At 68.4% G+C, this 25092-nt stretch carries 22 protein-coding genes; 11 read left to right on the top strand and 11 right to left on the bottom strand.

The window, feature by feature from the left end:
• Positions 1–26: 26 nt before the first annotated feature.
• Entirely contained in the window at positions 27–1538 is a 1512-nt protein-coding gene (locus ACJ8AT_RS09865) for a PEGA domain-containing protein (protein WP_407737406.1), read from the bottom strand.
• Between the two features lie 101 nt (positions 1539–1639).
• Positions 1640–3385 (bottom strand): Ig-like domain-containing protein, encoded by a 1746-nt coding sequence (locus ACJ8AT_RS09860; RefSeq protein WP_407737405.1) that lies wholly within the window; start codon positions 3383–3385, stop codon positions 1640–1642.
• Between the two features lie 555 nt (positions 3386–3940).
• Between ACJ8AT_RS09860 and ACJ8AT_RS09855 the strand changes: the two genes are divergently transcribed.
• The 6 genes from ACJ8AT_RS09855 (at position 3941) to ACJ8AT_RS09830 (ending at position 10525) form a co-directional block, all read left to right on the top strand.
• Positions 3941–4945, top strand: coding sequence for a diacylglycerol/lipid kinase family protein (locus ACJ8AT_RS09855; protein ID WP_407737404.1), 1005 nt, complete (start codon positions 3941–3943; stop codon positions 4943–4945).
• Positions 4946–5077: 132 nt separating this feature from the next.
• Complete coding sequence (locus ACJ8AT_RS09850) at positions 5078–5767, top strand: NUDIX hydrolase (protein WP_407737403.1); 690 nt, start codon at positions 5078–5080, stop codon at positions 5765–5767.
• 56 nt (positions 5768–5823) lie between these two features.
• On the top strand, positions 5824–6627 hold the full coding sequence (locus tag ACJ8AT_RS09845) for a protein phosphatase 2C domain-containing protein (RefSeq protein ID WP_407737402.1): 804 nt from the start codon (positions 5824–5826) through the stop codon (positions 6625–6627).
• A 4-nt stretch (positions 6628–6631) separates the two neighbouring features.
• A complete protein-coding gene (locus ACJ8AT_RS09840; protein ID WP_407737401.1) occupies positions 6632–8503 on the top strand; it encodes a hypothetical protein in 1872 nt (623 codons plus the stop codon).
• 124 nt (positions 8504–8627) lie between these two features.
• Positions 8628–9692: a nicotinamidase gene (locus ACJ8AT_RS09835; protein WP_407737400.1), complete on the top strand. Its 1065-nt coding sequence runs from the start codon at positions 8628–8630 to the stop codon at positions 9690–9692.
• Positions 9693–9727: 35 nt separating this feature from the next.
• Entirely contained in the window at positions 9728–10525 is a 798-nt protein-coding gene (locus ACJ8AT_RS09830; protein ID WP_407737399.1) for a hypothetical protein, read from the top strand.
• Between the two features lie 51 nt (positions 10526–10576).
• On the opposite strand, the gene ACJ8AT_RS09825 is transcribed toward ACJ8AT_RS09830, so the two are convergent.
• The 4 genes from ACJ8AT_RS09825 to ACJ8AT_RS09810 form a co-directional block, all read right to left on the bottom strand.
• Positions 10577–12460 carry a GNAT family N-acetyltransferase gene (locus ACJ8AT_RS09825; RefSeq protein ID WP_407737398.1) on the bottom strand — a complete coding sequence of 628 codons (1884 nt, stop codon included), beginning with the start codon at positions 12458–12460 and terminating at the stop codon, positions 10577–10579.
• Between the two features lie 259 nt (positions 12461–12719).
• Positions 12720–13409, bottom strand: coding sequence for a phosphoribosyltransferase (locus ACJ8AT_RS09820; protein ID WP_407737397.1), 690 nt, complete (start codon positions 13407–13409; stop codon positions 12720–12722).
• Positions 13406–14746, bottom strand: coding sequence for a nicotinate phosphoribosyltransferase (locus tag ACJ8AT_RS09815; RefSeq protein WP_407737396.1), 1341 nt, complete (start codon positions 14744–14746; stop codon positions 13406–13408). Before ACJ8AT_RS09815 ends, ACJ8AT_RS09820 begins: the two co-directional genes overlap by 4 nt.
• Positions 14747–14789: 43 nt before the next feature.
• On the bottom strand, positions 14790–15140 hold the full coding sequence (locus ACJ8AT_RS09810) for a thioredoxin family protein (RefSeq protein ID WP_407737395.1): 351 nt from the start codon (positions 15138–15140) through the stop codon (positions 14790–14792).
• Positions 15141–15426: 286 nt separating this feature from the next.
• Between ACJ8AT_RS09810 and ACJ8AT_RS09805 the strand changes: the two genes are divergently transcribed.
• Together ACJ8AT_RS09805 and ACJ8AT_RS09800 are read left to right on the top strand one after the other, a co-directional pair.
• Complete coding sequence (locus tag ACJ8AT_RS09805; protein WP_407737394.1) at positions 15427–16506, top strand: 2-hydroxyacid dehydrogenase; 1080 nt, start codon at positions 15427–15429, stop codon at positions 16504–16506.
• A gap of 52 nt (positions 16507–16558) precedes the next feature.
• A complete protein-coding gene (locus ACJ8AT_RS09800; RefSeq protein ID WP_407737393.1) occupies positions 16559–17857 on the top strand; it encodes a universal stress protein in 1299 nt (432 codons plus the stop codon).
• A gap of 81 nt (positions 17858–17938) precedes the next feature.
• Here the strand turns inward: ACJ8AT_RS09800 and ACJ8AT_RS09795 are convergent, their stop codons facing one another.
• Both ACJ8AT_RS09795 and msrB read right to left on the bottom strand, forming a co-directional pair.
• Complete coding sequence (locus tag ACJ8AT_RS09795) at positions 17939–18307, bottom strand: DUF6748 domain-containing protein (protein WP_407737392.1); 369 nt, start codon at positions 18305–18307, stop codon at positions 17939–17941.
• Between the two features lie 150 nt (positions 18308–18457).
• Positions 18458–18871 carry a peptide-methionine (R)-S-oxide reductase MsrB gene (gene msrB / locus ACJ8AT_RS09790; protein WP_407737391.1) on the bottom strand — a complete coding sequence of 138 codons (414 nt, stop codon included), beginning with the start codon at positions 18869–18871 and terminating at the stop codon, positions 18458–18460.
• Between the two features lie 345 nt (positions 18872–19216).
• On the opposite strand from msrB, the gene dnaN reads away from it, so the two are divergent.
• Complete coding sequence (gene dnaN, locus ACJ8AT_RS09785) at positions 19217–20323, top strand: DNA polymerase III subunit beta (protein ID WP_407737390.1); 1107 nt, start codon at positions 19217–19219, stop codon at positions 20321–20323.
• A 64-nt stretch (positions 20324–20387) separates the two neighbouring features.
• Here dnaN and ACJ8AT_RS09780 read toward each other — a convergent pair whose 3' ends face one another.
• Complete coding sequence (locus ACJ8AT_RS09780) at positions 20388–20945, bottom strand: toxin-antitoxin system YwqK family antitoxin (RefSeq protein ID WP_407737389.1); 558 nt, start codon at positions 20943–20945, stop codon at positions 20388–20390.
• A 135-nt stretch (positions 20946–21080) separates the two neighbouring features.
• On the opposite strand from ACJ8AT_RS09780, the gene ACJ8AT_RS09775 reads away from it, so the two are divergent.
• Entirely contained in the window at positions 21081–22271 is a 1191-nt protein-coding gene (locus ACJ8AT_RS09775; protein WP_407737388.1) for a hypothetical protein, read from the top strand.
• Between the two features lie 96 nt (positions 22272–22367).
• Positions 22368–23489: a DNA replication/repair protein RecF gene (gene recF / locus ACJ8AT_RS09770; RefSeq protein ID WP_407737387.1), complete on the top strand. Its 1122-nt coding sequence runs from the start codon at positions 22368–22370 to the stop codon at positions 23487–23489.
• 12 nt (positions 23490–23501) lie between these two features.
• Here recF and ACJ8AT_RS09765 read toward each other — a convergent pair whose 3' ends face one another.
• Together ACJ8AT_RS09765 and ACJ8AT_RS09760 are read right to left on the bottom strand one after the other, a co-directional pair.
• Positions 23502–23885, bottom strand: coding sequence for a hypothetical protein (locus ACJ8AT_RS09765; protein WP_407737386.1), 384 nt, complete (start codon positions 23883–23885; stop codon positions 23502–23504).
• 132 nt (positions 23886–24017) lie between these two features.
• Entirely contained in the window at positions 24018–25070 is a 1053-nt protein-coding gene (locus ACJ8AT_RS09760; RefSeq protein ID WP_407737385.1) for a ribonuclease T2 family protein, read from the bottom strand.
• Positions 25071–25092: the final 22 nt, after the last annotated feature.

Raw genomic sequence — 25092 nt, 5'->3', positions numbered from 1 at the left:
GGAAGAGGGAGAGACAGCCGCCGGGCTCAGAATGAGCCGGAGAGGGAAGCCGAAGCCCCGCCAGGGCCCGCCGAGACGCCCACGCTCATGGGAGGCGGGGTGTGCGAGGGCGACACGAAGTAGAGCACGGCGCCCGTGGTGAGCAGGGCCCCGGAGCTGACCAGGAGCCCGGTGAGGAGGTTGCCCTTGGAGGCGAGCGAGTCGCGGAGCTGGAGGGCCTCCTGATCGCCCGCGTCGATTCGCCCGCTGGCATTGAGCCGCTTGTTGAGGGCATTGAGATCCTTCTGGGCCATGAGCCGCACGACGCCCGCGCCAGCGAGGGCGGCCCCACCGGCGCCCAGCGCCACATAGGAGGCCGTGCGCAGGCCCGAGGTGGAGCCGGAGCGCGACTGTGAAACGGACGCGGCAGACGAGCCCGTTCCATCCGAGAGCCGGTTTGGAGCGGAGAGGTCCGGGCTGGACGACGAGGAGGAAGCCACGGGAGCGCCAGCCGCCGGCTGCTGGGACCAGGGAGCCTTGCCATTGGTGTTGGGAACGACGAGGTTGGGCTGCTCCTTGCCGGTGGTGACGAAGTCCACGAGGGCGGCGAGGGCCTTCGGAGGAGCATCCAGCCCCTGGGTCTTGAAGCCGCCCTCGCGAACCTTCTGACCGCCTTCGACGTTGAGGACGGTGGCGGCGAACCACTTGGGCCCGCTGCTGGGAGTCTCGAGGCGCACGACGATGATCTCCTCGACGCCGAGCGTGCCACCCAGGCGGACGGCATAGCTGAGGGTGCGTTCATCGGACTTGTCGGTGGACGCGAGGCAAGGGAAGGGGCTGGCGGAGACAGAGCCCTCGTAGGCGAGATCGACGAGGACGGGAGTGTCCGCGCCCTGCACCTGGATCTGGCGCGGGAAGCTGACGGCGGAGCCCTTCACGACGGTGATGTCGTAGGTGCCGGCGAGGACATCGAGGGAGAGGGGGGTCTGCCCGGCCTTGAGGCCATCGAGGTAGACCTCGGAGGCGGGGAGGGTGGACTTCACGGCGAGCTTGACCTTCTTGGCCTTGGAGAGCTCGCCGCGCACCTTCTCGAACGCCTGACGGATGGAGGGAGCGTATTGGGCGGGATCGAGCTTGTACTGGGGCTTGAGGCGCAGGACGTTGCGGAAGGCGGTATCGCTCTCCTTCACCTTGCCCATGGAGCGGTAGTTGAGGGCATGGAGGAGCTGGGCATTGGCGAAGAGCTGCCAGCGGGCATCCCCGACGGGCAGGCGGGAGATCTCCTTGAGCGCGTCATCAATGGCCTGCTCGGCCTTGGCGTAGCGGGCCTCATAGAACTGGTCCTGGGCGGCATCGAGCTGACGCTGAAGGTCCTCGAAGCTGCCGGAGGGAGCGGGGAAGACGCGCTCGGTGAAGGAGGCCGGGCTCATGACATCCTGGTCCTGCCGGGCCTTGAGGGCTTCGTGGAATGCGCGGGCCTGACTGCTGAGCTCGGCGTCCTTGCACTCGCCGCTGGCCACCACCATCCGCCGCGGCGCCGCGTATCCAGTACTGGCCAAGATATACGAAACGATAATCAATACCTTCTTCATGTTGATTCTCTAAATGGGTCGGGCGGAGTGAGTGCCGGAGTCACAGGATTATAAGGCCCAGCGTGTGGTCATTTGTTGTAGCGGTGGACGAGAATGTCGCCGGATGCCCACGCGAAGTAGAAGTTACCATTAGCATCCACAGCAAAAGAGCGATCATCTGTACCAGGCTTGATGATGGGAGTTCCGATGCTTTCCCAGGCAGTGCCATTCCACCGTCGGAGGTGCTGCTCATAGGCGCCAGTATTCGGATTGGACTCTTCCCAGGTGACGAACATGTTGCCTGCGCCATCCATATCCAGCTTGGGGTTTGTGGCAGGTGAGGAGCCAGGGTTTGCGCTCAACAGCGTGCCCATCGGCTCCCATTCTGAGAAACTCTCATTCCACCGATAGACATGGACGTTATAGGTGGTGCCGTCGCTTTCGCTCCAAGCCAGGGTCAGGCGCCCCGAAGCATCAAGGAGGAGATAGGGATCTCTCGGAAAGTGATCATAGTTCTCCGGGCGTGCCGTGATGGCTTGGCCTAGGGATTCCCATTGGGAGCCATTCCAACGGCGTACCAGGATGCCGTGCGGTTCCGGTGGGGAAGACGCCTGAGCACGATTGGGCCACGCAATAACAGGAGCACCAGAACGATCGATGGCGAGAGATGTTTTGGCGTTCTGAGAGAAGATGTTGAAGGGCAATATGCCGTAGATTCGCTGAGGGTCTCCCAACAGTCCCCAGTCCTGCCCTGTCCATTTGACGATGTTAAGGTATAGGAAGGAATCGACTCCTTCTTGCACCCACGAAATCAACGGAGTGTCGGTCTTATCGAGGCGGAAGGAAGGGAACGCAGGGGGATAGTTGTTGCTTGAAACGACTGGGACTATTGGTGAGCCGACAGGGTGCCATTGGTTGCTGTGCCAGCGGCTGACATGAATATTGGCGTAGTTGAGGTCATAATGTATCCAAGCCACGAGCGGGACTCCGGAAGAGTCTATCTGGATGACTTGATCTACAGGGTCTGGATTGCCGCCCAAGCGTAGTGGGTCCGGGTCAAGAGCATCCCCGATGGGTTCCCAAGAGTTACCTGTCCAATGCCTCACGTAGATGTTGTAGAAGGGAGAGACTGGGTCCACCTCTTCGAGCCAAGCCACATATGGCAACCCATTGGGGTCGAGGCGCATGTGTGGTGCTGAGGCAGGAGTTGACCTCCCACCTACATCTCCTGCAGCGAAGAGTGCGCCGAGCGATAGAGAAATGGGATGACTCCAGATCCAGGTGCTGGTGGGAGGGCTCAGACTGTTGCCAGCGATGTCGGTCACTGCCGAACTCAGGGTGAGTTGCACGCTGCAGGGAGCCTGGATGGGCGAGGACGGGATGACCGTTAGAGACTTGCCATCTGCAGAGATGGAGCGAGTCGTATCCACTATGTTCCCACTCACTACCAGGCTCACGGAGTCGTCTGTCAGGGTGCTGGCCTTCAGCGGCTCCGAGAACGTCGCCTGGATGGGTTGGTGCACCCAGACATCCTGGGCTCCCGGCGTTGGTGTGCGCGACACCACTTGCGGTGGAGTTCGGTCCACCACCACCTCGCGCACTTCGCTGGCGAAGGTCTTGTCTCCAATGCGAGCCCGCGCAGCGAGCCGATGCGAACCCTCTGCTACCGAGGTTGTGTCCCAGGTAAAGGTATAGGGGACTTGCAGCGTGGTGAGTGGTTGGTCATCCACCAGCAGTTCCACCTGCTCTGGCGTGTCTCCCTGCAGTTGGAGCTGAACACTGACGGTGCCGTTGGTGTAGGTCGTTCCACCGGGTGCCGCCAGGGTCAGGGTCACGCTGGGAGGCGTGCCTGAATCGGGCGACCCATCGGGAGGACCCTGAGGCGCCTCCACGTCCGGGAGGCTGATGCAGGCGGTGAGGAGGACTACGGGGGAGAGGAACAGGAGTTTGGTGGGGATCATCGAGGAGCTTGATTGCAGGGAGCGTTCCGTCGACTACCGGACCGAGGGCTCCGAGATACCAGCCGCTCCAGCCCCCCTACAACCCGTCTCCCTCCAAGGCTCGGAAGCCTCGTCTTTTCCAGGGGTTGACTGGCGTTCCCTGACCTGCTGGGTAACGTGCGTCGCGACGGGAGCCAACCTCTGACGGCGGATGAGCCGGGCACCTACTCTCTGGGAGCTCGGACTGCCGAGTCCACGGTTCGAGACTCCCGCTGTTCCTCCTCTTCAGGCGGGCGACGGCCTGGCACCACGCTCGCTCGCCGAGGTACCGACTTCTGACGAAGTGCGCCACAGGGCGCCGTCGCCATTTTGGGCACTGTGGAATGTCCCATCCCATCCCGCCTGTCGTGACAGTGCCATGACATGACGTGAGGAGAGTCCTCAGCCCATATGAACATCGCCGTCCTCGTCAACCTGCGCGCACGCCGAGGCTCCGAAGTCATGGAGGGCCTCGTGCAGCGCTTTCTCCCCCGGGCTCGCGTGGCCCTCACCCGCTCGGTGGAGGAGGCCCGCGCCTGGATCGACCAGCAACTGCGGCCCAACCCTCCCGCGCTCCTGCTCGCGGGGGGCGGCGACGGCACCATCACCGGACTGCTCAACGAGCTGCGTGCGCAAGGCCTGGCGCTGCCGGCCATCGGCGTCCTGCCCATGGGCACGGGCAATGCGTGGGCGCGTGTCACCGGCGCGCCTCGGCCCGCCGTGGCCCTCAAGCAGCTCGCGGCCTACGGCGAGCGCCTGCCTCCCCTGCGCCCCTTCGGCCTCGTCCGAGTCGATGGCCATGTAGCGCCCTTCGCGGGCACCGGCTGGGACGCGGAGATGATCCAGGACTTCAAGAACCAGCTCGCCGCCTCGGGCCCGCTGCGCGGTGCCCAGGCAGGCCTGCGGGGCTACCTCGGGGCCATGTTCACCCGCACCATCCCCCGCCACCTGTTCAGCTCGAGCAAGGCCCAGGTCTCCGTCTACAACCTCGGGGCGCCAGTCCTCACGGTGGATGCGAACCGCGCCATCCGCCCCTTGCCTCACGGCGACACGGGCGAGCTGCTCTACCGAGGCCCCTTTGGCGTGGCCGGCGCCGCCACCACGCCCGAGTGGGGCTTCGGCTTCAAGGCCTTCCCCTTCGCGCAGGCCATGCCCCACCGGCTCTCGGTGCGCGTCTACGGCGCGGGGGTGATGGAGGCCACGCGCAACATGTTCAAGCTGTGGCGCGGCGAGCACCCCATGCCCAACATGCACGACTTCCTCGTGGAGCGCGTGCGCATGGACTTCGACCGCGAGGTGCCGTTCCAGATCGCCGGGGACGTCATCGGCCTGCGCCGCTCGGTGGAGTTCGAGCTGGCCGAGGAGCGCGTGCAGCTCGTCGACTGGCACCGCCTGTCGAGCCTGGTGATGGCCTGAGCCTCCGCCCGCTCCCGTAGAAGCCCTGCCCGAGCTTCCAGCCGCGGGGCTGCCCGCTCCATGCCGGATCCCTTGACTTAGTGTCTATCAGACACTATGTTGGATATGGACAGGGCACGAAGGAGAGCGAGCGTGAGCTACACCTACGAGTACCCACGGCCCGCCGTGACGGTGGACTGCGTGGTGTTCGGGATGGACGAGGAGGACCTGAAGGTGCTCCTCATCAAGCGTGGGCTGGAGCCCTTCCAGGGGAAGTGGGCGCTGCCCGGCGGCTTCGTCCGGATGGAGGAGTCCCTGGACGCGGCGGCGCGCCGGGAGCTGGAGGAGGAGGCCGGGATCCGCCCCAGCCACCTGGAGCAGCTCTACACCTTCGGCGAGCCGGGGCGGGACCCGCGTGGCCGAGTCGTCACCGTGGCGTACTTCGCCCTGGTGAAGCTGAGCGACCACCGGGTCCATGCCTCGACGGACGCGCGTGAGGCGGCATGGTTCTCGGTGTGGGACGCGCCGAAGCTGGCGTTCGACCACGCGGACATCCTCGGCACGGCGCTGCAGCGGCTCAAGGGCAAGGTGCGCTACCAGCCCATCGGCTTCGAGCTGCTTCCACCCAAGTTCACCCTCACCCAGCTCCAGCGGCTCTACGAGATCATCCTGGAGCGCGAGCTCGACAAGCGGAACTTCCGCAAGAAGATCCTCTCCATGGATCTGCTGGAGGAGCTCGACGAGGTGGAGCAGGACGTCTCGCACCGCGCCGCGCGCCTCTACCGGTTCGATCACAAGAAGTACAAGCAGCTCGAGAAGGCTGGCTTCAACTTCGAGCTGTAGCCCGTTCCCCACCCGTTTCACCGTGGCCCTTCGCCGGGCCCGGGAGAGGTGTGCCCATGCTTCCTCCATTCGACATCGCCGCTGCCTCCATCATCGGTCGTGAGCATGCCCGAGCGGGGCGCAACAACCAGGATGCGCTCAGCCTGCTCGCGCAGGGGGAGGTGCTCTCGGCCGTGGTGGCGGATGGGTGCGGCAGCGGAGCGCACAGCGAGGTGGGGGCGCAGCTCGGCGCGCGGTGCGTGGCCCAGGCCGTGCTCGCGGTGGCGGGCGAGGGTGTCTCCGTGGAGGCCCCCGAGTTCCTCGAGGCCGTGCGCGCCCGGGTGCTGAAGTTCCTGACCAGCCTCACCGAGCAGCTCGGTGGTTCGCTCGTGGGCGAGCACCTGCTCTTCACCGTGGTTGGCGCGGTCATCACTCCCCGGCACACGCTCGTCTTCTCCGCGGGGGATGGGCTCTGGGCGCTCAATGGGGAGGTGCGTTCGCTGGGGCCGTTTCCCAACAACGCTCCCCCGTACCTGGCCTATGGGCTGTTGGCCCCAGGCGCTGTTCCCCTGGAGCGGCAGGCGCTCGTGCCTACGGACGAGGTGATGGCGTTGATGCTCGGCACGGATGGAGCGGCGGACCTCGCGAAGCTCTCCGAGGCTCGCGTGCCCGAGCGGGATGAGCCCGTGGGTCCGCTCTCGCAGTACTGGACGGACGAGCGCTACTTCCAGAACCCGGATGCGCTCCGGCGCAGGCTCGCGTTGCTGGGGCGCGAGTCCGTGCGCGCTGACTTCACCGCGCACCGCCTGGTGCGCACGCCGAGCCTGCTCGCTGACGACACCACGCTCATCGTCCTGCGCCGCCGCATGGGGAGGGCCTGACGCCATGGAGGTCTATCTCGAGGGAAAGAAGGTGCGGTTGGATCCGACGCGTGCGCTCGGCAAGGGCGGCGAGGCGGACGTGTTCGATCTGGGCGATGGGCGCGCCCTCAAGGTCTTCAAGCCACCCGAGCATCCGGACTACCAGGGGCTGCCCGAGGAGCAGGCCGCGGCCCGCTCGCGTCTGGACGAGCACCAGCGCAAGCTCCCGGCCTTCCCGAAGGTGATGCCGGCCCGGGTCATCGTGCCGCAGACGCTGGCCACGGATCGGCGCGGACGCACCGTGCTGGGCTACGCCATGCGCAAGCTGGACAGCGTCGAGCCCCTGCGCCGCTTCAGCGACCCCACTTTTCGCCGAGCCGGAGCCACCTCTGCGCGCGTCGTCGACGTCCTCCGAGGGCTGCACCACACGCTGGAGGCCGTCCATGGTTCGGGCGCGGTGGTGGGAGACTTCAACGATCTCAACGTCCTCGTGGTGGGAGCGGATGCGTACCTCATCGACGCGGACAGCTTCCAGTTCGGCTCGTTCCTCTCCGCCGTCTTCACCGAGCGGTTCCTGGATCCGTTGCGCCTCACGGGCACGACGGCCGCCTCGCTGAACCCCGGCCGCCCGGCTTCCGCGGACAGCGACTGGTATGCCTTCTCCGTGGCGTTGATGCAGAGCCTGCTGTGCGTGGGGCCCTACGGCGGCGTCCACCGGCCTCAGGCGCCCGCGCCGCGAGCCACGCCCGCGGCTCGTGTCCACCAGCGCCTCACCGTCTTCCACCCGGACGTGCAGTACCCGAAGCCCGCGCTCCCGCTGGCCACGCTCCCGGACGAGGTGCTGCACCAGCTCCACCGCATCTTCGTCGAGGATGCGCGCGGCCCCTTTCCCACCCGGCTGCTGGACGCGCTGCGCTTCACGGTGTGTCCCTCGTGCGGAGTGGAGCATTCTCGGCTCGCGTGCCCGACGTGCAGCCCCCACGCCGCCGCCAGCGCGACGCCCGTCACCTCCGTGCGCGGTCAGGTGTCCGCGACCCGGTTGTTCTCCACGCGAGGCGTGCTCGTTCACGCGTGCGCCGAGGAGGGCGTGCTGCGCTGGCTCTACCACGAGGACGGCGCTTACCGCCGCGAGGACGGACATCCCGTGCTGCACGGCGCGCTGGATCCGTCGCTCCAGTGGGCCATTCAAGGAGGTGTGACGCTGGTGGGCCGTGGCGGAGAGCTGGCGGTGCTCTCAACGGGCCGGCCGCCCGAGAGGCTCGGGGTGGATGCCCCGGAGGGCCGCCCGGCCTTCGCCGTCAACGCGCGTCACCGTTACTGGGCTCACGCGGGCGGGCTGTGGCGGGATGGAGCCTTTGGCCCCGAGCGAATCGGTGACGTGCTGCAAGGCCAGACACGGCTCTTCGTGGGGCCTCGGTTCGGGCTCGGCTTCCATCGCGCGGGCAACCTGCGTGGCGCCTTCGTCTTCGATGCCGAGCGCTCTGGCATCAAGGATGGCCTGGCGCTGCCATGGCCCGCGGGAAGGCTCGTCGACGTGGAGTGTCTCTTCGAGGGACAGAATGCCTGGCTCTTCCTCGCGGAAGAGAGCAACGGGCGCACCGTGCACCACTGCGTCGTGGTCGGCGCGGACGGCACGGTTCGCGCCAGCGCCCATGCCGAGGCGGGAGATGGCTCGTGGCTCGGCTCGCTGCGCGGCAAGTGCGCCGTGGGGGACGTGCTCTTCGCGGGCACGGACACCGGGCTCACCCGCGTGGAGCTGCGGCAGGGACGGCTCGAGGCCATTCGTGAGTTCCCCGATGCCGAGCCCTTCGTGGATGCCGACTGCCGGCTCCTCATGACCCGCAACGGACTCACTGTCGTCCGCCGCCAGGACATCACCGGCCTGCGCATGGGGTAGGCCGGGGTGTGACCCTCCGAAAGGAGCAGGTCTGCTTGACATAGTGTTAGTTGGACACTATGTTGGTGTCGTAGAAACACAAAGGGTGGAGCCAAGGAGGCCCCCCCAAGGAGAGGAGAAGGCGATGAAGACCCAGGTGAAGGAGCTGCCGCTTCCGTCGTTCTACCGGCCCAGCAACGCGGGCTCCTACGGCTACGGCCCCGACGCGGGGAAGCTCCAGACGGAGGCCGCCACGTGGAGCGCCGCCAACAACCTCACGCCCTCCGCCACGGACAAGTTCAACCTGCACCTGCTGCTCATCGACGTGCAGAAGGACTTCTGCTTCCCCGAGGGCTCGCTCTACGTCGCCGGCCGCAGCGGCAAGGGCGCCATCGAGGACAGCCGCCGCATCGCCGAGTTCATGTACCGCAACCTCGGCGCCCTCACGAATGTCACCACGACGCTCGATACCCACTTCGCGTACCAGATCTTCTCCCCGTCCTTCTGGGTGGATCAGAACGACCAGCCGCTCACGCCCTACCGCGAGGTGACGCGCGAGCAGATCGAACGCGGCCATGTGCGCCCCAACCCCGCAGTGGCGAAGTGGCTGTGCGGAGGCAACTACCCCTGGCTGCTCAAGCAGGTGAAGTACTACTGCGAGGAGCTGGAGCGGGCTGGCAAGTACACGCTCTACCTGTGGCCGCCGCACTGCCTGCTCGGCGGGGACGGGCACGCGCTGGTGGGCGTGGTGCAGGAGGCCCGGCTCTTCCACGCGTTCGCCCGAGGCGCCCAGTCCTGGTGCGAGGTGAAGGGCGGCAACCCGCTCACGGAGAACTACTCGGTGCTGCGCCCCGAGGTGCTCAGCCGCCACGACGGGCAGCCCCTGGCCCAGCGCAACACCCAGTTCCTCAAGACGCTGCTCACGGCGGATGCCGTCGTCATCGCCGGCCAGGCCGCCAGCCACTGCGTGAAGAGCTCCATCGATGACCTGCTGAGCGAGATCGTCGCCCAGGACGCCGCGCTCGCCCGGAAGGTGTACCTGCTCACCGACTGCATGTCCGCCGTGACCGTGCCGGATGGCAAGGGAGGCTTCGCCGCCGACTTCACCCCGCAGGCCGAGGCCGCGCTCAAGCGCTTCGCTGACGCCGGCATGCACCTGGTGAAGTCCACGGATCCACTGGCGAGCTGGCCGGACCTGCGCATCAGCTGAGTCGCGAGAACCCACACGAAGAAAGGAACCCTTCCATGAGCACTAGCAATAGCGGCACCCAGGTCTCGCAGCTCTTCCAGAGCGCCCACGCCGAGGGCGTCCTCAGCCCCGCCAGCCTCCAGGCGCTCACCGTCGTGGACCTGGGCGCGCAGATACAAGCGGGGCTCGGCGTCAGCGTGGACGACGTCCAGGCCAGCGAGGTCGTCCTCGTCACCGTCATGCCGGATGACTCCGGCAGCATTCAGCACGCCAACAACGCCCAGCTGGTGTGCGACGGGCACAACCAGGTCCTGGACTCGCTGCTGAACAGCAAGCAGCGCGACACCGTCTTGTTCCACACCCGCTACCTCAACGGGTTCGTCCTCAACCCATACCGGCCGATCGAGGACGTCGTGCGCATGCATGACAAGAACTACAACCCCAGCCTGGGCACGCCGCTGTATGACCAGACCGTGGTGCTGCTGGGCACCGTGCTGGCCAAGGCCCAGGAGTTCACTCGCAACGGCGTGTCCGCTCGCACCGTCACCTTGATCATCACCGATGGAGGCGACTGCCACTCACAGAACTCCCGGGCCAAGGATGTGGCGGCGCTGGTGAAGGACCTACAGCGGGCCGAGAATCACATCGTCGCCGCGATGGGCATCAGCGACGGCAGCACGGACTTCCGCAAGGTGTTCCGGGACATGGGCATCGAGGACAAGTGGATCCTCACTCCGGGCCAGAGTGACAAGGAGATCCGCCAGGCCTTCCAGGTCTTCAGCCAGTCCGCCGTGCGCGTGAGCCAGGGCGCCGCCAGCTTCAGCCGCACGGCCCTGGGCGGCTTTGGGCGCTGAGCAGTAAAGTGTTTCCGCATTCTGCCTGAAGGAGATGATGCATGAGTAAAGCTAAGAGGAAGAGTAGCAGTAAGCGTTCACGGGACTGGGGTGGGCTTCGGGGAAGAGCATCTCCAGGTGGTACGTGCCACCCTCCAGGGTGGCGCGCACGCTGAGCCCGCTCTCGTGGAACACGTCCAGCATGGGCTTGTTCGTCACCAGCACGTCCGCCTGGAAGCCGGGGATGCCGCGCGCCACGGCTGCCTCGCGGATCCGTCGCATCAGCAGCGTCCCCACGCCCTTGCCCTGCCAGTCGTCGCGCACCACGAAGGCCACGTCCGCCAGCCGCGTGGCGGGCTCCACGTCGTAGCGCACCACGCCGATGATCTCCTCCGTGCCCGGCACGCAGGCCACCAGCGCCATGTTCTGCTCGTAGTCCTGGTCCACCAGGTCCTGCATCTCCTCGTGCGGGTGCGTCTTCTTGTACGTCAGGAACCGCCGGTAGCAGCTCTCGTCGGTCAGGCAGTACATCAGCTCCTGCAGGGCCCGCTCATCCGTGATGCGCGCCGGGCGGATGAGCAGCTCCGCTCCGGAGAGCGTCCGCTCCCGCTGCTCCTCCGTCCACGGGTAGCGCGCCCGGGGCACCACCTGATCCGGCAGCACGAAGCGCCGCCCCTTCGCCGCCGACAGCAGGTCGGCGCGGAAGTCCGGGTGAGCAATGTTGATCAGGGCCAGCGCTCGCTCGCGGATGTTCTTCCCCCACAGGTCCGCCACTCCGTACTCCGTCACCACGTAGTGCACGTCGCCGCGGCTGGTGACGACCCCCGTGCCCGGCTCCAGCGAGGCCTGGATGCGGCTCACCTTGCCCCCCTTCGCCGTGGAGGGCAGGGCGATGATGGGCTTGCCCCCCCGGCTGCGCCGCGCTCCTCGGATGAAGTCCACTTGTCCGCCGATGCCGGAGAAGAAGTGGCCTCCCAAAGTGTCCGACGCCACCTGCCCCGTGAGGTCCACCGCCAGCGCGCCGTTGATGGCGATCATCCGGTCATTGCGCGCGATGTTGCCGGGATCATTCGTGAAGTCGCTCGGGCGCATCTCGATGGCAGGGTTCTCGTGCGCCCACTCGTAGAGCTGCTGGCTGCCCATGATGAAGGACGTCACCACCTTGCCCGGCAGCAGCGTCTTCCGCCGCCCCGTGATGACGCCCGCCTCCACCAGCCGCATCACCCCGTCGGAGAACATCTCCGTGTGCACGCCCAGGTCATTGTGATCGCCGAGCTGCGCCAGCACCGCATCCGGGATCTTCCCGATGCCTGTCTGCAGCGTGGCCCCGTCGGGGATGAGCCGGGCGATGTGCTGGCCGATCTGCTTGGCCACCTCATCCAGCGGCTCGGCCTGGTGCTCCAGCAGCGGCGCGTCCACGGGCACCAGCTTGTGGATGCGGCTCACTTGGAAGAAGGAGTCCCCGTGCGTACGCGGCATGCGCGGGTTGATCTCGGCGATGACCAGCGTGGCCGACTCCACCGCGCTGCGGACGATGTCCACGGACACGCCGAGGCTGACGTAGCCATGTGCATCCGGCGGGCTCACCTGGATCAGCGCCACGTCGATACGGACTCGCCGAGTGCGGATCAGCTCAGGGATCTCCGAGAGGAACACCGGCATGAAGTCCGCTCGGCCCTCTTGCACCGCGCTGCGCACGTTGGCGCCGATGAAGAAGGCGATATGCCGGAAGCGCTCGGCGTGCTCTGGCTCCACGTAGGGCGCGGGCCCCAGCGTCAGCAGGTGCACCACCTCGTTGTCGGCCAGGTGGGGGCCCTTCTCCACCATCGCCTTCACCAGCGAGACGGGCTCCGCCGCCCCCGAGCCGATGAGGATACGCCGCCCCGGAGGAATCCCCCGGATGGCCTCGTCCGCCGTCACCACCTTGTCCGCGTACCGCTCTCTCCAGTCCCTCACGTGCCAGAAACCTCCATTGAGAGTGCTCGCTTGGAGCAGGTTTCATTCCAGAAACCTCCGGTGAGGCCATGCCTTCACGCCCCCGCATGCTTTGCGTTGAGCGGCCGACCGTGACGCAGTTCTTGCGGGCCTGGGCGCGTCTTCTCAGGGAGAGAGGTCTCGGCACGCGGGTTGCTGAAGAGGCGCCGGGGGCGGCGCATGAGTTTCGTGGGGGCGGGCCTCCGCGTGAGATGGGGGTCGCACGCGGAGGTCCGCTTTGTCACGGGCTCGCCGGGCTCGCTCCCAGGTGGCGGTGGGCCTGATCCAGCAGCACGAGCACCTCTTCATCGCTCATCTGGTGGAAGTCCTCATACCAGGTGCCAATGGCCCACAGGTCGCTCGGCTCCTGGACACAGACGAGCTTGTCCACTTCCTGGCGGAGCGCCTCCGCCGTCTGGGAGGCTGCCACCGGCACCGCCAGGATGACGCTCCGCGCTCCGAGGCCCCGGAGCGCTCCCACCGCCGCACGCGCCGTGCCTCCGGTGGCCAGCCCATCGTCCACGAGGATGACCGTGCGTCCCCTCAGGTCCTGGAGAGGCCGGCCTCCGCGGTAGCGCTGAACGCGCCGCTCGAGCTCCCGAGTCTCCTCGGCGATCACGTTGGCGATCTCCTCGGCGGTGAGGTCCACCGAGCCCAGCACCTCCCGGTTGAGGTACAGGGCGCCGCCCTCCGCGAGCGCGCCCATGCCCAGCTCCGGGTGCCACGGCACGCCGAGCTTGCGCACCATCATCACGTCCAGCGGGACATCCAGCGCTCGGGCGACCTCGTACCCCACGGCCACGCCACCGCGGGGCAGCGCGAGCACCACCGGAGTCTCTCCCACGTGCTCCCGCAGCCGCTCCGCCAGCAGCCGCCCCGCCTCTTCTCGATCTCGGAACCGCATCTCCAGCCCTCCTCGTCTCGCGTTCATGGGCTCGCCTCCCACGCCTCCGTCAGCTGCTCGCGCGTCCAGGCCAGCACCGGACTCGCCTCCACGCGGTAGGGAGGGGTGACGGGCTCCAGGCCCCGCAGCGCGGGAGGCAGCCGCTTCAGCTCGCGCCGGGAGTACTCGCGGATCTCCGCCAGCGAGGGCGACGTTCCCTCCACCCGCTTCCCAGCGCGCATCACCGGGCGCAGCAGGGGCCGGCCCGGCCGCTGCTCCCCATGGCGGGCGAGCACGTCCCGGCGAGCCACCTCTTCCTCCTCCATGCGGAACACCTGCTTGCGCCCAGGGAAGAGCACCTTGGAGGCGGACAGCTTGATGCGATCCTTCCCCCCGTAGGCGACCAGCTTGTAGACCATGTCCAGGCAGGGCGCGTCCGAGGACACCCCCAGGGCGGTCCCCACGCCGAACCCGTCGATGGGGGCCTGCTGCGAGAGCAGCCGCGCCATGGAGTCCTCATCCAGGTTGCCGCTGCCGATGATCTTCAGGCGCTGCAGCCCCGCATCGTCCAGCATCTGCCGCGCCGCGCGTGACAGCGCCAGCAGATCTCCCGAGTCCAGCCGGATGGCGCGCACATGGAAGCCGTCACCCAGCTCGCGGGCCAGGCGGATGACGTGCTGCACGCCGCGCAGCGTGTCGTAGGTGTCCACCAGCAGGGTGGTCTCGGGGAAGCAGCGGACGAAGGCCCGGAAGGCCTCCAGCTCGTCGTCATGCGCCTGTACGAAGCTGTGCGCCATGGTGCCCGCCACCGGCACGCCGTAGCGCTGCCCGGCCAGCACGTTGGAAGTCCAGTCGATGCCGGCGATGAAGGCCGCACGCGCCACCTTCACCCCCGCATCCGAGCCATGCATGCGACGCAGGCCGAACTCCATCACCGGCCGGCCCCCCGCGGCCTCCACCACCCGCGCGGCCTTGGAGGCCGCCAGCGTCTGCAGGTGGATCTGGTTGAGGAGGTACGTCTCCACGAGCTGCGCCTCGGGCAGCGGCGCCACCACCTCCAGGATGGGCTCCTCACCGAAGATGGGAGTCCCCTCGGGCACCGCGCAGACCTCTCCAGAGAAGTGGAAGCGCTCGAGGTAGCGCAGCAGCCGATCCGAGAAGCGGTCGAGCGAGGCCAGGTAGTCGAGCTGCTCGGGCGTGAAGCGCAGCGTCTCCAGGTAGCGCAGCACGTCCTCCAGGCCGCAGGCGAGCAGGAAGTTGCGGCGCGCCGGGAGGCGGCGGACGAAGAGGCTGAACACCGCCTCGTCGTGCAGGTTCTCGTCGAGGTAGGTGTCTACCATCGCGAACTCGTACAGGTCCGTGAGCAGCGCGACGCTGTCGTCCATGGTTCGGCTCCTTCCTCGGCCCCAGCCTTCCAACGCTCCTGCTCTACGTGCGCATGCCCGCTGAACCTCCCTGGGCCTCCATCACCCAGCGCTCCATCTCCGCTCGGGGCATGAGCCCGCTGCGCCGCGCCACCTCGCGGCCCTGGGCGTAGACGACGAAGGTGGGGATGCCTCGCACGCCCAGCGCCGAGGCCGCCTGCGGGTGCTCATCCGTGTTCAGCTTGAGCACGAGGAGCCGGCCCGCCTGGGCCTTCCCCACGGCCTCCACCACGGGTGTGGCGGCCCGGCACGGCGCGCACCAGGGCGCCCAGAGATCCACCAGCACGGGCACCGGGGATGAGGCGACAGCCCGCGCGAGCGCCTCTCCGTTCACCTCCTGCGGCTTGCCCGACACATCCAGTACGCCCTGACAGCGGCCACAAGAGGGAGTCCCCGCTGGAGCAGGCTGGGGCACACGATTGAAAGCACCACAGGATGGACAGCGAAACATGGGGACACCTCCGCGCCTCTATTGAAGATAAAGCGGCCCATGGAAGACGCTCGCCCGCTTTCTCGATGGGGCTTGGGAGCCTCCCGTCCAGGCCCGCGGATTCTCGATAGCGCGGCGCAAATTTCGCGGGAGAGCCCCGCCTCACGCAGGATTTTCACGCTCGGACGCCCGTCAACCATGGGAGCGCGCCTTGCAACGAAGGGTGATGGGCTCCGGGCGCATCCCCACCTTGAGAGCGGGAGCGAACATGCGGCTGGCCGTCTTCGACACACACCGATTCGACCGGGAGGCCCTGGAGGCGGCCAACGCCCGCCACGGACACTCCCTCGTCTTCTTCGAGCCGCGGCTCACGGCGCAGACGGCGCAGCTGGCCCAGGGCTTCATGGGCGTGTGCTCGTTCGTCAATGACAAGCTGGACGCGGCCACGCTGGAGGCGCTGTACGCCGGGGGCACGCGGTTGGTGGCGCTGCGCTCGGCGGGCTACAACCACGTGGATCTCGTGGCCGCGGGCCGGCTGGGCTTCAAGGTGGTCCGCGTCCCCGAGTACTCGCCCTACGCGGTGGCCGAGCACGCGGTGGCGCTGGTGCTGGCGCTCAACCGCCGCATCCACCAGGCCTATGCGCGGGTGCGCGACTGGAACTTCTCGCTGGATGGGCTGGTGGGCTTCGATCTGCACGGCAAGACGGTGGGCGTGGTGGGCACGGGGCGCATCGGCCGGGCGGCGGCGCGCATCTTCCATGGCTTCGGGTGCCGGCTGTTGTGCTTCGACGCCGCGCCGGATGCCGCGCTGGAGCGCGAGCTGGGGGCGCGCTACGTGACGCTCGAGACGCTCTACCGCGAGGCGGACATCATCACCCTGCACGTGCCGCTGGCGCCCGGCACCCATCACCTGGTGGATGCCGGAGCGCTGGAGAAGATGAAGCCCGGGGTGATGATCATCAACACCGGCCGTGGCGCGCTCATCGACAGCCGGGCGCTCATCGACGCGCTCAAGCACGGGCACATCGGCGCGGCGGGGCTGGATGTCTACGAGGAGGAGGAAGGGATCTTCTTCCAGGACTTGAGCGGCAAGGTGCTGCAGGACGATGTGCTGGCGCGGCTGCTCACCTTCCCCAACGTGCTCGTCACCTCGCACCAGGCCTTCCTCACGCGCGAGGCGCTGGGCAACATCGCCGAGACCACCCTGGCGAGCGTTCAGGCCTTCGAGCGCGGCGAGCCGCTCGTGCACGAGGTGAAGGCGGAACAGGTGCTCCGGGTGCCCGCGCGTTAGGAGCCTGGCACGCGGTGTGAACAGAAGAGTAGAAGTTCCATGCGGAGGCACCATGCCCATCGTCTGCGCCACCAACTTCTCCGAGGCCGCCCAGGCGGCCTGTGATGCCGCGGCCCTGCTCGCCCGGAAGGAGGGCCAGCCGCTGTGGCTCGTCCATGTGCTGTTGCCGGACTCGGTGCGGGCGTTCGGCAAGCCGCTGCTGGAGGCCGCCGAGGCCGCGCTGGGAGACGAGGCGAAGCGGCTGCAGAAGCAGGGCACCCAGGTCCAGCGCACGCTGCTGACCGGAGAGCCGGCCTCCGCGCTCCAGGACTTCGCGATGAAGCAGCGGGCCACGTTGGTGGTGACGGCGGCGCCCAGCCACGAGACGCCCTTCCTCGGGCTGGGGGGCACGGTGGACCGGCTGGCGCAGTCGCTCGAGGTGCCGATGCTCATCGTCCGGGAGGTGCCGGCACTCGAGGCCTGGGGGCGTGGGGAGCGGCCGCTCCGGGTGATGCTGGGGGTGGATCGCTCGCTGCCTTTCGAGGCGGCACGGGACTGGGTGAAGGCGCTGCGCAAGCTGGGGCCCGTGGAGGTGATTGGCGGCCGGGTCTTCTGGGCCCAGGAGGAGGCGGTGCGGCTGGGGCTGGAGAATCCGCTGGGCTTCGGGGATGTGACGCCGGAGCTGCGCGACGCGCTGGAGCGGGAGGCGGCGGCGCTGGTGGAGCCCCTGGCGGAGAGCGGCCAGCCGGTGCGCGTGCGGGTGGAGATTGGCATGGGCCGCATCGCGGACCATCTGGTCGCGCTGGCGGCGGAGGAGAAGGTGGATCTGCTGGTGGTGGGCACGCACCACCGGCGGGCGCTGGGCAGGCTGTGGAGCGTGTCTCACCACGCGCTGCGGCTGGCGAGGATGTCGGTGGCGTGTGTGCCGACGCAGGCCGCCTCGCATGGGGTGGACGTGGAGTTGCCGCAGGTGCGCACCGTGCTGGTGACGACGGACTTCTCCGAGCTGGGGGATCGCGCCATCGCCTACGCGTGCGCGCTGGCGCCCCCGGGGGGGACGGTGCACCTGCTGAACGTCACGCCTCCGCAGCAGATGACGGAGGAGCAGTTGAGCGCGTTGCGGCGGCAGCTCGAGGAGCGGGTGCCTCGCGCGGCGGCTCAGCGCGGGTGCAAGGTGGAGGTGGAGGTGGTGGCCGGGCATGACGTGGCGGGGGTCATCACCCAGGCCGCCGAGCGGCACTGCGTGGACATCATCTGCATGGGCACTCATGGCCGCACGGGCCTGGTGAGGGCGGTGATGGGCTCAGTGGCGCAGGCGGTGATGGCGCGCAGTGATCGGCCCGTGGTGATGGTGCGCGCGCCCACGCCGTGAGCGGGCGGTGGAGTCCACGGGCATGAAAAAGCCCGGAGGCCGTGAGGCCCCCGGGCCGGTGAGCCACTCGGGCTCAGCGAGCTACGGAAGAACCTTCTTCACACGCAGCACCGTGGCGTCTCCCGCGGGGCCGGCCTTCAGCTTCTTTTCCAGCACGGCCTCCACCTTCAGGCCCTCCGGAGTGCCGTCCGCCTGGTTCATCAGCTCCGCCCGCTTGTCGTCCGAGGGGTTGATGTCCTGGAAGTCGATCTGGTGGATCTGGATCCCCTCCGCGTTCGGATCATTCACAGGCCTGGCGATGTGCGTGGGGCAGGGCGCCGCGATGCAGCGGATGCCGCTGTTCTTCACGACATAGGCCACCGGCTGTTGGCCCTGCGTGGCCGCTCCGGTGGAGGGCGTACCGCCCGAGGGGTTCGTCTGCTGCGTGGGAGTCTTCGAGTCAGTGGGCATGGGGTCAGGAGTCACAGGAGTGGAGCACCCGACCACCAGGCCGAGGCACAGCATGGACAGCAAGAAGGGACGCACGGTCATAGAGGCCCTCGAAAAAGGGGCCTCAGTCTCGGTCCTCTCCGCCGTGGAGGCCAGTCCGAGTGTCGACTGTCACCCCTTCTTGTCGAACGTCAGCGCCGCCGAGTTGATGCAGTAGCGCAGCCCCGTGGGCGCCGGGCCATCCGGGAACACGTGTCCCAGGTGCCCCTCGCAGCGGCTGCACACCACCTCCGTGCGCCGCATGAAGAACGAGCTGTCCTCATGCTCGGCCACCTGTCCCTTGGCCGCCGGGGCCCAGAAGCTGGGCCAGCCCGTGCCCGAGTCGAACTTCGTCTCCGAGGTGAACAGCGGCTGGCCGCAGCCGGCGCACCGGTACGTTCCGGCCTCGTGGTTGTTCCAGTACGCCCCCGTGAATGCCCGCTCGGTCCCCTTCTTGCGGAGGATGCGGTACTGCTCCGGGTTGAGCTGCTTCTTCCACTCGTCGTCCGTCTTTGTCAGCGGCGCTGCGGTGGCGGGCATGTCCATGGGTGACCTCCTGGGTTCCTCTTCTATACGTAGCGCTCCCTCTTCCAGTTTCAGGCCCGCCTGGATGCCCGGGGATGGGTGGAGCGGCGCCCTACCCACCAGGGCGTGAAGAATTCAGGTGACTGGACGGGTTGGACGCCGTAAGAGGGCAGCGTGGACCCGTCTTCACGATCCGTGTTTGTCCCACCTGAATGTCCGAGCAGGTGGGGGCCGGACTGCGCCGCTGATCGGCCAGCCTGGGGCACTGGTTCACACCGCCGCGAGCCGGTTCGTTGACGCACCCCTTCCCCCAGGCTACACCCCCCCAGGTCGATTCGTCTTTCAGAGGACCGAGGAAGCCCCCCGATGGAATTCCGCATCGCTACCGACGAGCTGAAGAAGGCCCTCTACCGCGCCCAGGGCATCGTGGAGCGCAAGACGACGATGCCCATCCTCGCCAACGTCCTCGTCAACGCCACCAAGGGCGGCGTCACCGTCACCGCGTTCGATCTCGACATCGGCGTCGTCTCCGAGCACCCCGCCGAGGTCTCCAAGCCCGGCTCCGTCACCCTCAGCGCCAAGTACGTCTTCGACATCGTCCAGAACCTGCCGGACGCGCAGGTGACGCTCAAGAAGCTGGCCAACAACTACGTGGACATCTCCAGCGGCTCGGCGCACTTCAAGATCGTCGGCATGGCCGCCGAGGAGTACCCCAAGCTGCCCAAGGAGGAGAACGCTCCGCTGGTGCAGATCTCCGGCAACGTGCTGCTGGAGATGATCAAGAAGACCCAGTTCGCCATCTCCTCGGACGAGACGCGCTACATCCTCAACGGTGTCTTCTTCGAGCCCCAGGCCGGCGGCAAGGTCCGCATGGTCGCCACGGACGGGCACCGGCTCTCGCTCATCGAGCGTGAGCTGACCGGCGACTTCAAGCTCAAGAGCGGCGTCATCATCCCCCGCAAGGGCCTGATGGAGCTCAAGCGCCTGCTGGATGAGGCCCCCGACGCCGAGTGCCACCTGGGCTTCGCGGAGAACTCGGCGCTCTTCAAGAAGCCGGGCCTCACCATGGTGATGCGCCTCATCGACGGGCAGTTCCCCGAGTACCAGCGCGTCATCCCCAAGGAAGGCGAGAAGGTGGTGATGGTGCCCAAGACGAGCTTCCTCGAGAGCCTCAAGCGCATCGCGCTGCTCTCGGCGGACAAGAGCTACGCGGTGCGCATCGGCCTGGAGGAGAACAAGCTGCTCATCACCTCCAACAACCCGGACCTGGGCGAGGCCAAGGACGTGCTCGACGTGGCCTACCGCGGCGGGGACATCACCATCGGCTTCAACGCGCGCTACCTCACCGACGTGCTCTCCGTGCTGGAGACCGATGAGGTGTCCTTCGAGCTGGGTGACGAGCACAGCCCCGGCGTCATCCACGCCCCCGGCGACCGCAGCTTCACCGCCGTCGTCATGCCCATGCGCGTCTGACGCGCGGGGCGGTACGGGCTCGCCGGCCGGGTTCTCCTCCGCTGGCGGCCTGGCTCCTCGAGCGCTACGGGGTCTCGCCCGCCGGAGCCGCCGCCCGCGCCTTGGGCTTCGCCGCGGCCGTGGGCGCTGGCTTCTTGCCCTTCACGCCCTTGTCCCAGAGCTCCTCGGTGGCCAGCGTTCCGTCCACCTGGAAGGTGCGCTCGGGGCCGTGCTTCTTCCCGGCCTGGAAGTACGTCTCCTTCAGGAGCTGACCGTCGGCGCTGTACTCCGCCGAGCGCCCCTCCTGCTTGCCCTCCGCGAAGAGCTCCTCTATCCACGAGCCGTTGGGGCGAATCGTCACCTGAAGCCCGTGCTTCTTGCCCGCCTTCCAATCCCCCCAGGCCAGCGCCTTCCCGTCCTTGCAGGACACGGACGGGCCCTCCTTCACGGCGCCTCCCTTCGCCTTGCACTCCAGCACGCCCGCCTTCTTGGCCGGGCCGGTGGGGGCCGTGGCGCCTTTCGGACACTCGAGCTTCCATGAGGCGCAGCTGGCGTCCGCCTGTCGCTGATCCATGGCGAGGGCCGGCGGTGCGGCCAGGAGCGCGACGGCGAGAGCGGCGAGGGGAGACGGCGGGAGCTTCATGGGTGGCCTCGTTTCAAGACAGTCAACATCGCCGGTGCGACAGGCTCCTGCCAAGGGGGGTTGACCGTTCACCAGCCTCGGGCTCGAGAGGGGAGGCCTGCCGACAGCCCGACTCCTCTTTATAGTGGAGGAATCGTGGCGACCCACCCCGACACCCTGCGGGCAAGGCTGGAGGACCGAGCGGACCTCCTGGAGGCCACGCGCCTGCGCTACCGCGCGCTGCGGGGGTTGCTGAACGCCTTCTTCTGGAGGGATCGCGTCCGGTCGAACCTGGAGCTGCTGCGCGAGGTGGCCCTGGCCCAGCCGGAGGTGGATGTCACCCTGGCCGCCGTGGGCCGTCGCGCCGCCGCCGAAGGGTGGCCTCGGCACCTGGCCCCGGTGAAGCTGATGGAGGAGGTGAAACACCTGCGCGAGGAGGTGGCTCACGCGGTGGGGCGCAGGCTGGCCCCGGGCGAGCCGCCGGACTCTCTGGGCGCGGCGCTGCTGCGGCTCGAGGAGGAGGTGCTCAACACCGGGCCGCTGCTGGGACGGCGCGCGTGGGCTCGGGCGGTGGAGGTGCTGCCGCGCAACCTTCCGGAGCTGCGCGCCGCGTGCGCCGCCGCCGAGGCCTTCGAGCGCGTCTTCAAGCGGCCCACGCCCGAGGGGGCCTTGCCCTTCAACGTCCCCGAGGCGGAGGAGCTCTGCCGCGCGCTCCCCCTGGCCGAGGTGGCGCTGCGGGCGTTGTGGGAGCGATTGGATCACTTCGATGGGAGCGGCAAGGTTCGTGCCTTCCTCCAGCGCCGCGTGCGCCGTGCGCCGGTGCGAGCGCCTCGGAGCGGGCCGGAGCTGCTGCTGCACGCGGCCTTCTGGCACGACGTGGCGCGCGCCCGGCTGGGCGAGCTGTTGGAGGCGCGGCTCGCCCCCCTGGAGGCGCGCGAGGCGGAGGTGCCGGAGCTGCTGGTGTGGCTGGCGGCGAGCGAGACTTCTCCGGACGCGCGGCTGGCGGCGGGAGGCGCCTTCGGTGAGGGCAGGGCGGGCCTCTTCGAGCTGGCCGCCGAGCTGGCGCGGCTGTCCCGGGCCCGGCCCGTGGGGGTGTGGAACGAAGAGGCCGCCTGGGCCCGCCTGGGCAGCGCGGCGTTCCGGGCCCGGAGCGAGGCCGGCCCGGACGTGGAGCCGTTGCGAGACGCGCTGCACCTGTTCATCCGCCTCCGAGGCCAGGCGCGCACCCCCGCCCGGCTGTTCTCTCCCGAGCGCGCGGCGCTGCCTTCCCGAGAGCTCAGCTCGGAGGCGAAGGGGCTGGTGGAGCTCGTCCAGGCGGCCCGGGCCGTGGCTCGCCCGGGAGGGTGACGCCGCCGGAAGGACGTCCAGGTTCGGCCAGCCCCTGGGCAGGGGAGCAGGTTGAGCCCCCACGGCCGCCCCGAGAGCGTTAGGGTGTGTGAGGCCATGCGCCTGCTCGCGCTCCACGTCCAGGACTTCCGCAACCTGCACCAGGTCTCCCTGGCGCCGAGTCCCCACGCCACCATCGCCGTGGGGCAGAACGGCCAGGGCAAGACGAACCTGTTGGAGGCGCTCTACTTCCTCGCCACGCTCAAGCCGCTGCGCGCGGGCCGGCTGGCGGAGCTGGTGCGCTGGGGCGCGCAGGGCGCTCGAGTGACGGGCCGCTTCCTCCTCAAGGGAGCCGAGCGGGAGATCTCCGTGGAGGTGAGCAACGGGGTGCGCCAGGCCCTGGTGGACGGCAAGAAGGCCGCGAGCCTGGAGGACTACTTCGGCGGTGTCTCGGTGGTGGCCTTCACGCCGGATGATCTCGAGGTGGTGAAGGGCGGGCCGGACGCGCGGCGCTCCTTCCTGGACCGGGCGGTGTTCAACCGCTTCCCCGCCTTCCTCAAGGAGAGCCGGGACTACGCGCGGGCGCTGAAGAACCGCAACCGGCTGCTGCGCGAGGGGCCCGCGGCGGATCCCGCGTACCTGGACGCGTATGACGAGACGCTCGCGCGCGCGGGGGCTCGGGTGTACGTGCGGCGGCGGGCGTTGATGGCGGAGCTGGCGCCTCGGGCGCAGGCCACGTTCGCCTCCATTGGCCGCACGCCGGATCCGGCGGTGTATGGCTACCACCCCTCGCACCTGGGGCAGGACTTCGCCGAGGCGGAAGAGACAGGCCTGGCGGACGCGCTGCTGGAGGCGCTGGCGGGGCGGCGGCGCAGGGACTTGGAGCGAGGCTTCACCTCGGTGGGGCCGCACGTGGACGACGTGACGGTGACGCTGGGCGGGCGCAGCGCGCGGGCCTATGCGAGCCAGGGCCAGCAGCGGGCGCTGGTGCTCGGGTGGAAGATCGCCGAGATCGAAAACCTGCACACCGCCATGGGCTTCCTGCCGCTGCTGCTGCTGGACGACGTGTCGAGCGAGCTGGATCCAGAGCGCAACGCGTACCTGATGAGCTACCTGGCCCAGAGCGGCGCGCAGGTGTTCCTCACCACCACGGACGGCTCGCTGGTGCGGGGCGCGGCGGCCGCGGACACGCTGTGGATGGACGTGCACGCGGGACAGGTGACGCCGCGGCCCCCGTGAGGTGCCACGCGCCTACATACGGTGAGCGCGGCGAGGCCAGTGGATGCGCCACCGGCCGCGCTCGTGGTGAGGCACCTGGTCCGCGGTGACGTTGCCGAAGCCGGAGAAGCGGAACTCCGCCCAGAGCACCCCGAAGGCCAGGGCGAAGAGGGCCGTGGCCAGCACCATCCACCACACGACGCCGACGATGAGGCTCACGATGGTGGCGCCGAGCAGCAGGACGCCGATCCCAAGCGACACCTCCCGCAGGCGCTTCGACTCGCTGAAGGCCATGCCCATCGACACGAGCGAGAGGGCGAGCACGAACAACGCCAGCCCGAACGCCGATCGAGCATACAGGCCCGCGATCGACAGCAAGAAAAGACCAAAGCCGAAGATGGCCAGTCCTCCGTCCATGGGTTTCCCTCCGGGTTGAAGTGTCCAAGGAGAAACATCCGCACTGCGGCAGGGCGGGGCACGGCACGAGCGAGCGCAAGGCCACGCCTGCCTGGAGAGCAACGGCGGAGGTTCGGCGCCGGACGGGGAGGCCTAGTGGGGCACGGTGGTGCAGCAGCCGGACTTCGCGCAGCGCAGGTAGCCCTGAGAGACACAGGACGAGTCCTCGGTGCAGGCGGGCCCCTGGCCAGGGCTGCTGCACTGACCGCCGCTGCCGCTGGAGCCAGAGCTGCCGGAAGAACACTGGCCCGCGGCCTGAACCGTCACGTTCTGGCAATGGTTGACGAAGCAGCCGTTGTCGTAGGCGGAGCCCGTCGTGTTGCTCGGGCAGGCGGTCCGGGTCGAAGGCTGGCCCGAGGCCGCATTCGCCAGGCAGATGCTCACCTGCGTCAGGTTGCAGCTCGAGTCGCAGCTGAGCATGACGGACTCGGGGGAGCCGAAGGCAGCCTGTAGATCCGTGGCCGCCACCGTGCCGCCCACGCTCTGCGTCAGCAGCGCCGGAGTGCCCTGGTCGCCCGGCAGGCCCTTCAACGCGGAGATGGCCGAGGAGAAGTAGGTGCCGGAGTCCAGCCCCGTGCAGCTGCCGTGCTTGGGCCACTCGTGGTCCGCCAGGAAGTCGTTATCGGACACGTAGCCGGGACCATAGGTCTTCATGTCCGCCGGAATGGTGGCGGGGTCCGGGTCGCAGCCAGCGGCGGGGCTCTTCGAGTTGCAGGAGCTGTAGGGGGCACAGTACTGAGGCCAGCTGGCTCCCGCCTTCTGCGCTTGCGCGTCCGTGTAGTTCGGCCACAGGCCGTGGATCGTCAGGTGCGTGGCTCCGAAGCTGCCATCCAGCCCCTGGCACTCCTGCTTCTCCGAGTGGCTGCAGCAGAAGTTGGGAGACCACGAGAGCGCCAGGACGTAGAGCCCGAAGGTGGCCGCCCTGCCGGGGCCTCCGTTGGGGCTGCCCGTCGCGCCTTCCACGGCCGGGGTGACTCCTGATTCCAGGGGACGCAGGTTGAACTCCCGGGCGACCTTGTCGGGAGCCGCGCGGATGGACTGGGCGCTCGGCTTCTTCGACTCCGAGGACTCCGAGGGCGCGGGCGTCGTACGGACGCAGGCGGACCACAGGCTGACGAGGACGAGGCTTGGGATGATTCGGCGCATGGGAAGGACCCTGGGGAGTTGA

It is taken from the genome of Hyalangium sp., assembly GCF_045802625.1.
In the GTDB taxonomy this organism is placed as follows: domain Bacteria; phylum Myxococcota; class Myxococcia; order Myxococcales; family Myxococcaceae; genus Hyalangium.
Note: the sequence above shows the minus strand (reverse complement) of the source record. Positions and strands in the feature narration are given on the sequence as shown.

Bases quoted from the DNA above. Each gene is read 5' to 3' on its own strand.
- ACJ8AT_RS09845 (WP_407737402.1), top strand. From the start codon at position 5,824: ATGCTTCCTCCATTCGACATCGCCGCTGCCTCCATCATCGGTCGTGAG.
- ACJ8AT_RS09830 (WP_407737399.1), top strand. From the start codon at position 9,728: ATGAGCACTAGCAATAGCGGCACCCAGGTCTCGCAGCTCTTCCAGAGC.
- ACJ8AT_RS09800 (WP_407737393.1), top strand. From the start codon at position 16,559: ATGCCCATCGTCTGCGCCACCAACTTCTCCGAGGCCGCCCAGGCGGCC.
- ACJ8AT_RS09835 (WP_407737400.1), top strand. From the start codon at position 8,628: ATGAAGACCCAGGTGAAGGAGCTGCCGCTTCCGTCGTTCTACCGGCCC.
- ACJ8AT_RS09760 (WP_407737385.1), bottom strand. From the start codon at position 25,070: ATGCGCCGAATCATCCCAAGCCTCGTCCTCGTCAGCCTGTGGTCCGCC.
- recF (WP_407737387.1), top strand. From the start codon at position 22,368: ATGCGCCTGCTCGCGCTCCACGTCCAGGACTTCCGCAACCTGCACCAG.
- ACJ8AT_RS09855 (WP_407737404.1), top strand. From the start codon at position 3,941: ATGAACATCGCCGTCCTCGTCAACCTGCGCGCACGCCGAGGCTCCGAA.
- ACJ8AT_RS09815 (WP_407737396.1), bottom strand. From the start codon at position 14,746: ATGGACGACAGCGTCGCGCTGCTCACGGACCTGTACGAGTTCGCGATG.
- ACJ8AT_RS09840 (WP_407737401.1), top strand. From the start codon at position 6,632: ATGGAGGTCTATCTCGAGGGAAAGAAGGTGCGGTTGGATCCGACGCGT.
- ACJ8AT_RS09820 (WP_407737397.1), bottom strand. From the start codon at position 13,409: ATGAACGCGAGACGAGGAGGGCTGGAGATGCGGTTCCGAGATCGAGAA.
- ACJ8AT_RS09765 (WP_407737386.1), bottom strand. From the start codon at position 23,885: ATGGACGGAGGACTGGCCATCTTCGGCTTTGGTCTTTTCTTGCTGTCG.
- dnaN (WP_407737390.1), top strand. From the start codon at position 19,217: ATGGAATTCCGCATCGCTACCGACGAGCTGAAGAAGGCCCTCTACCGC.
- msrB (WP_407737391.1), bottom strand. From the start codon at position 18,871: ATGGACATGCCCGCCACCGCAGCGCCGCTGACAAAGACGGACGACGAG.
- ACJ8AT_RS09780 (WP_407737389.1), bottom strand. From the start codon at position 20,945: ATGAAGCTCCCGCCGTCTCCCCTCGCCGCTCTCGCCGTCGCGCTCCTG.
- ACJ8AT_RS09795 (WP_407737392.1), bottom strand. From the start codon at position 18,307: ATGCCCACTGACTCGAAGACTCCCACGCAGCAGACGAACCCCTCGGGC.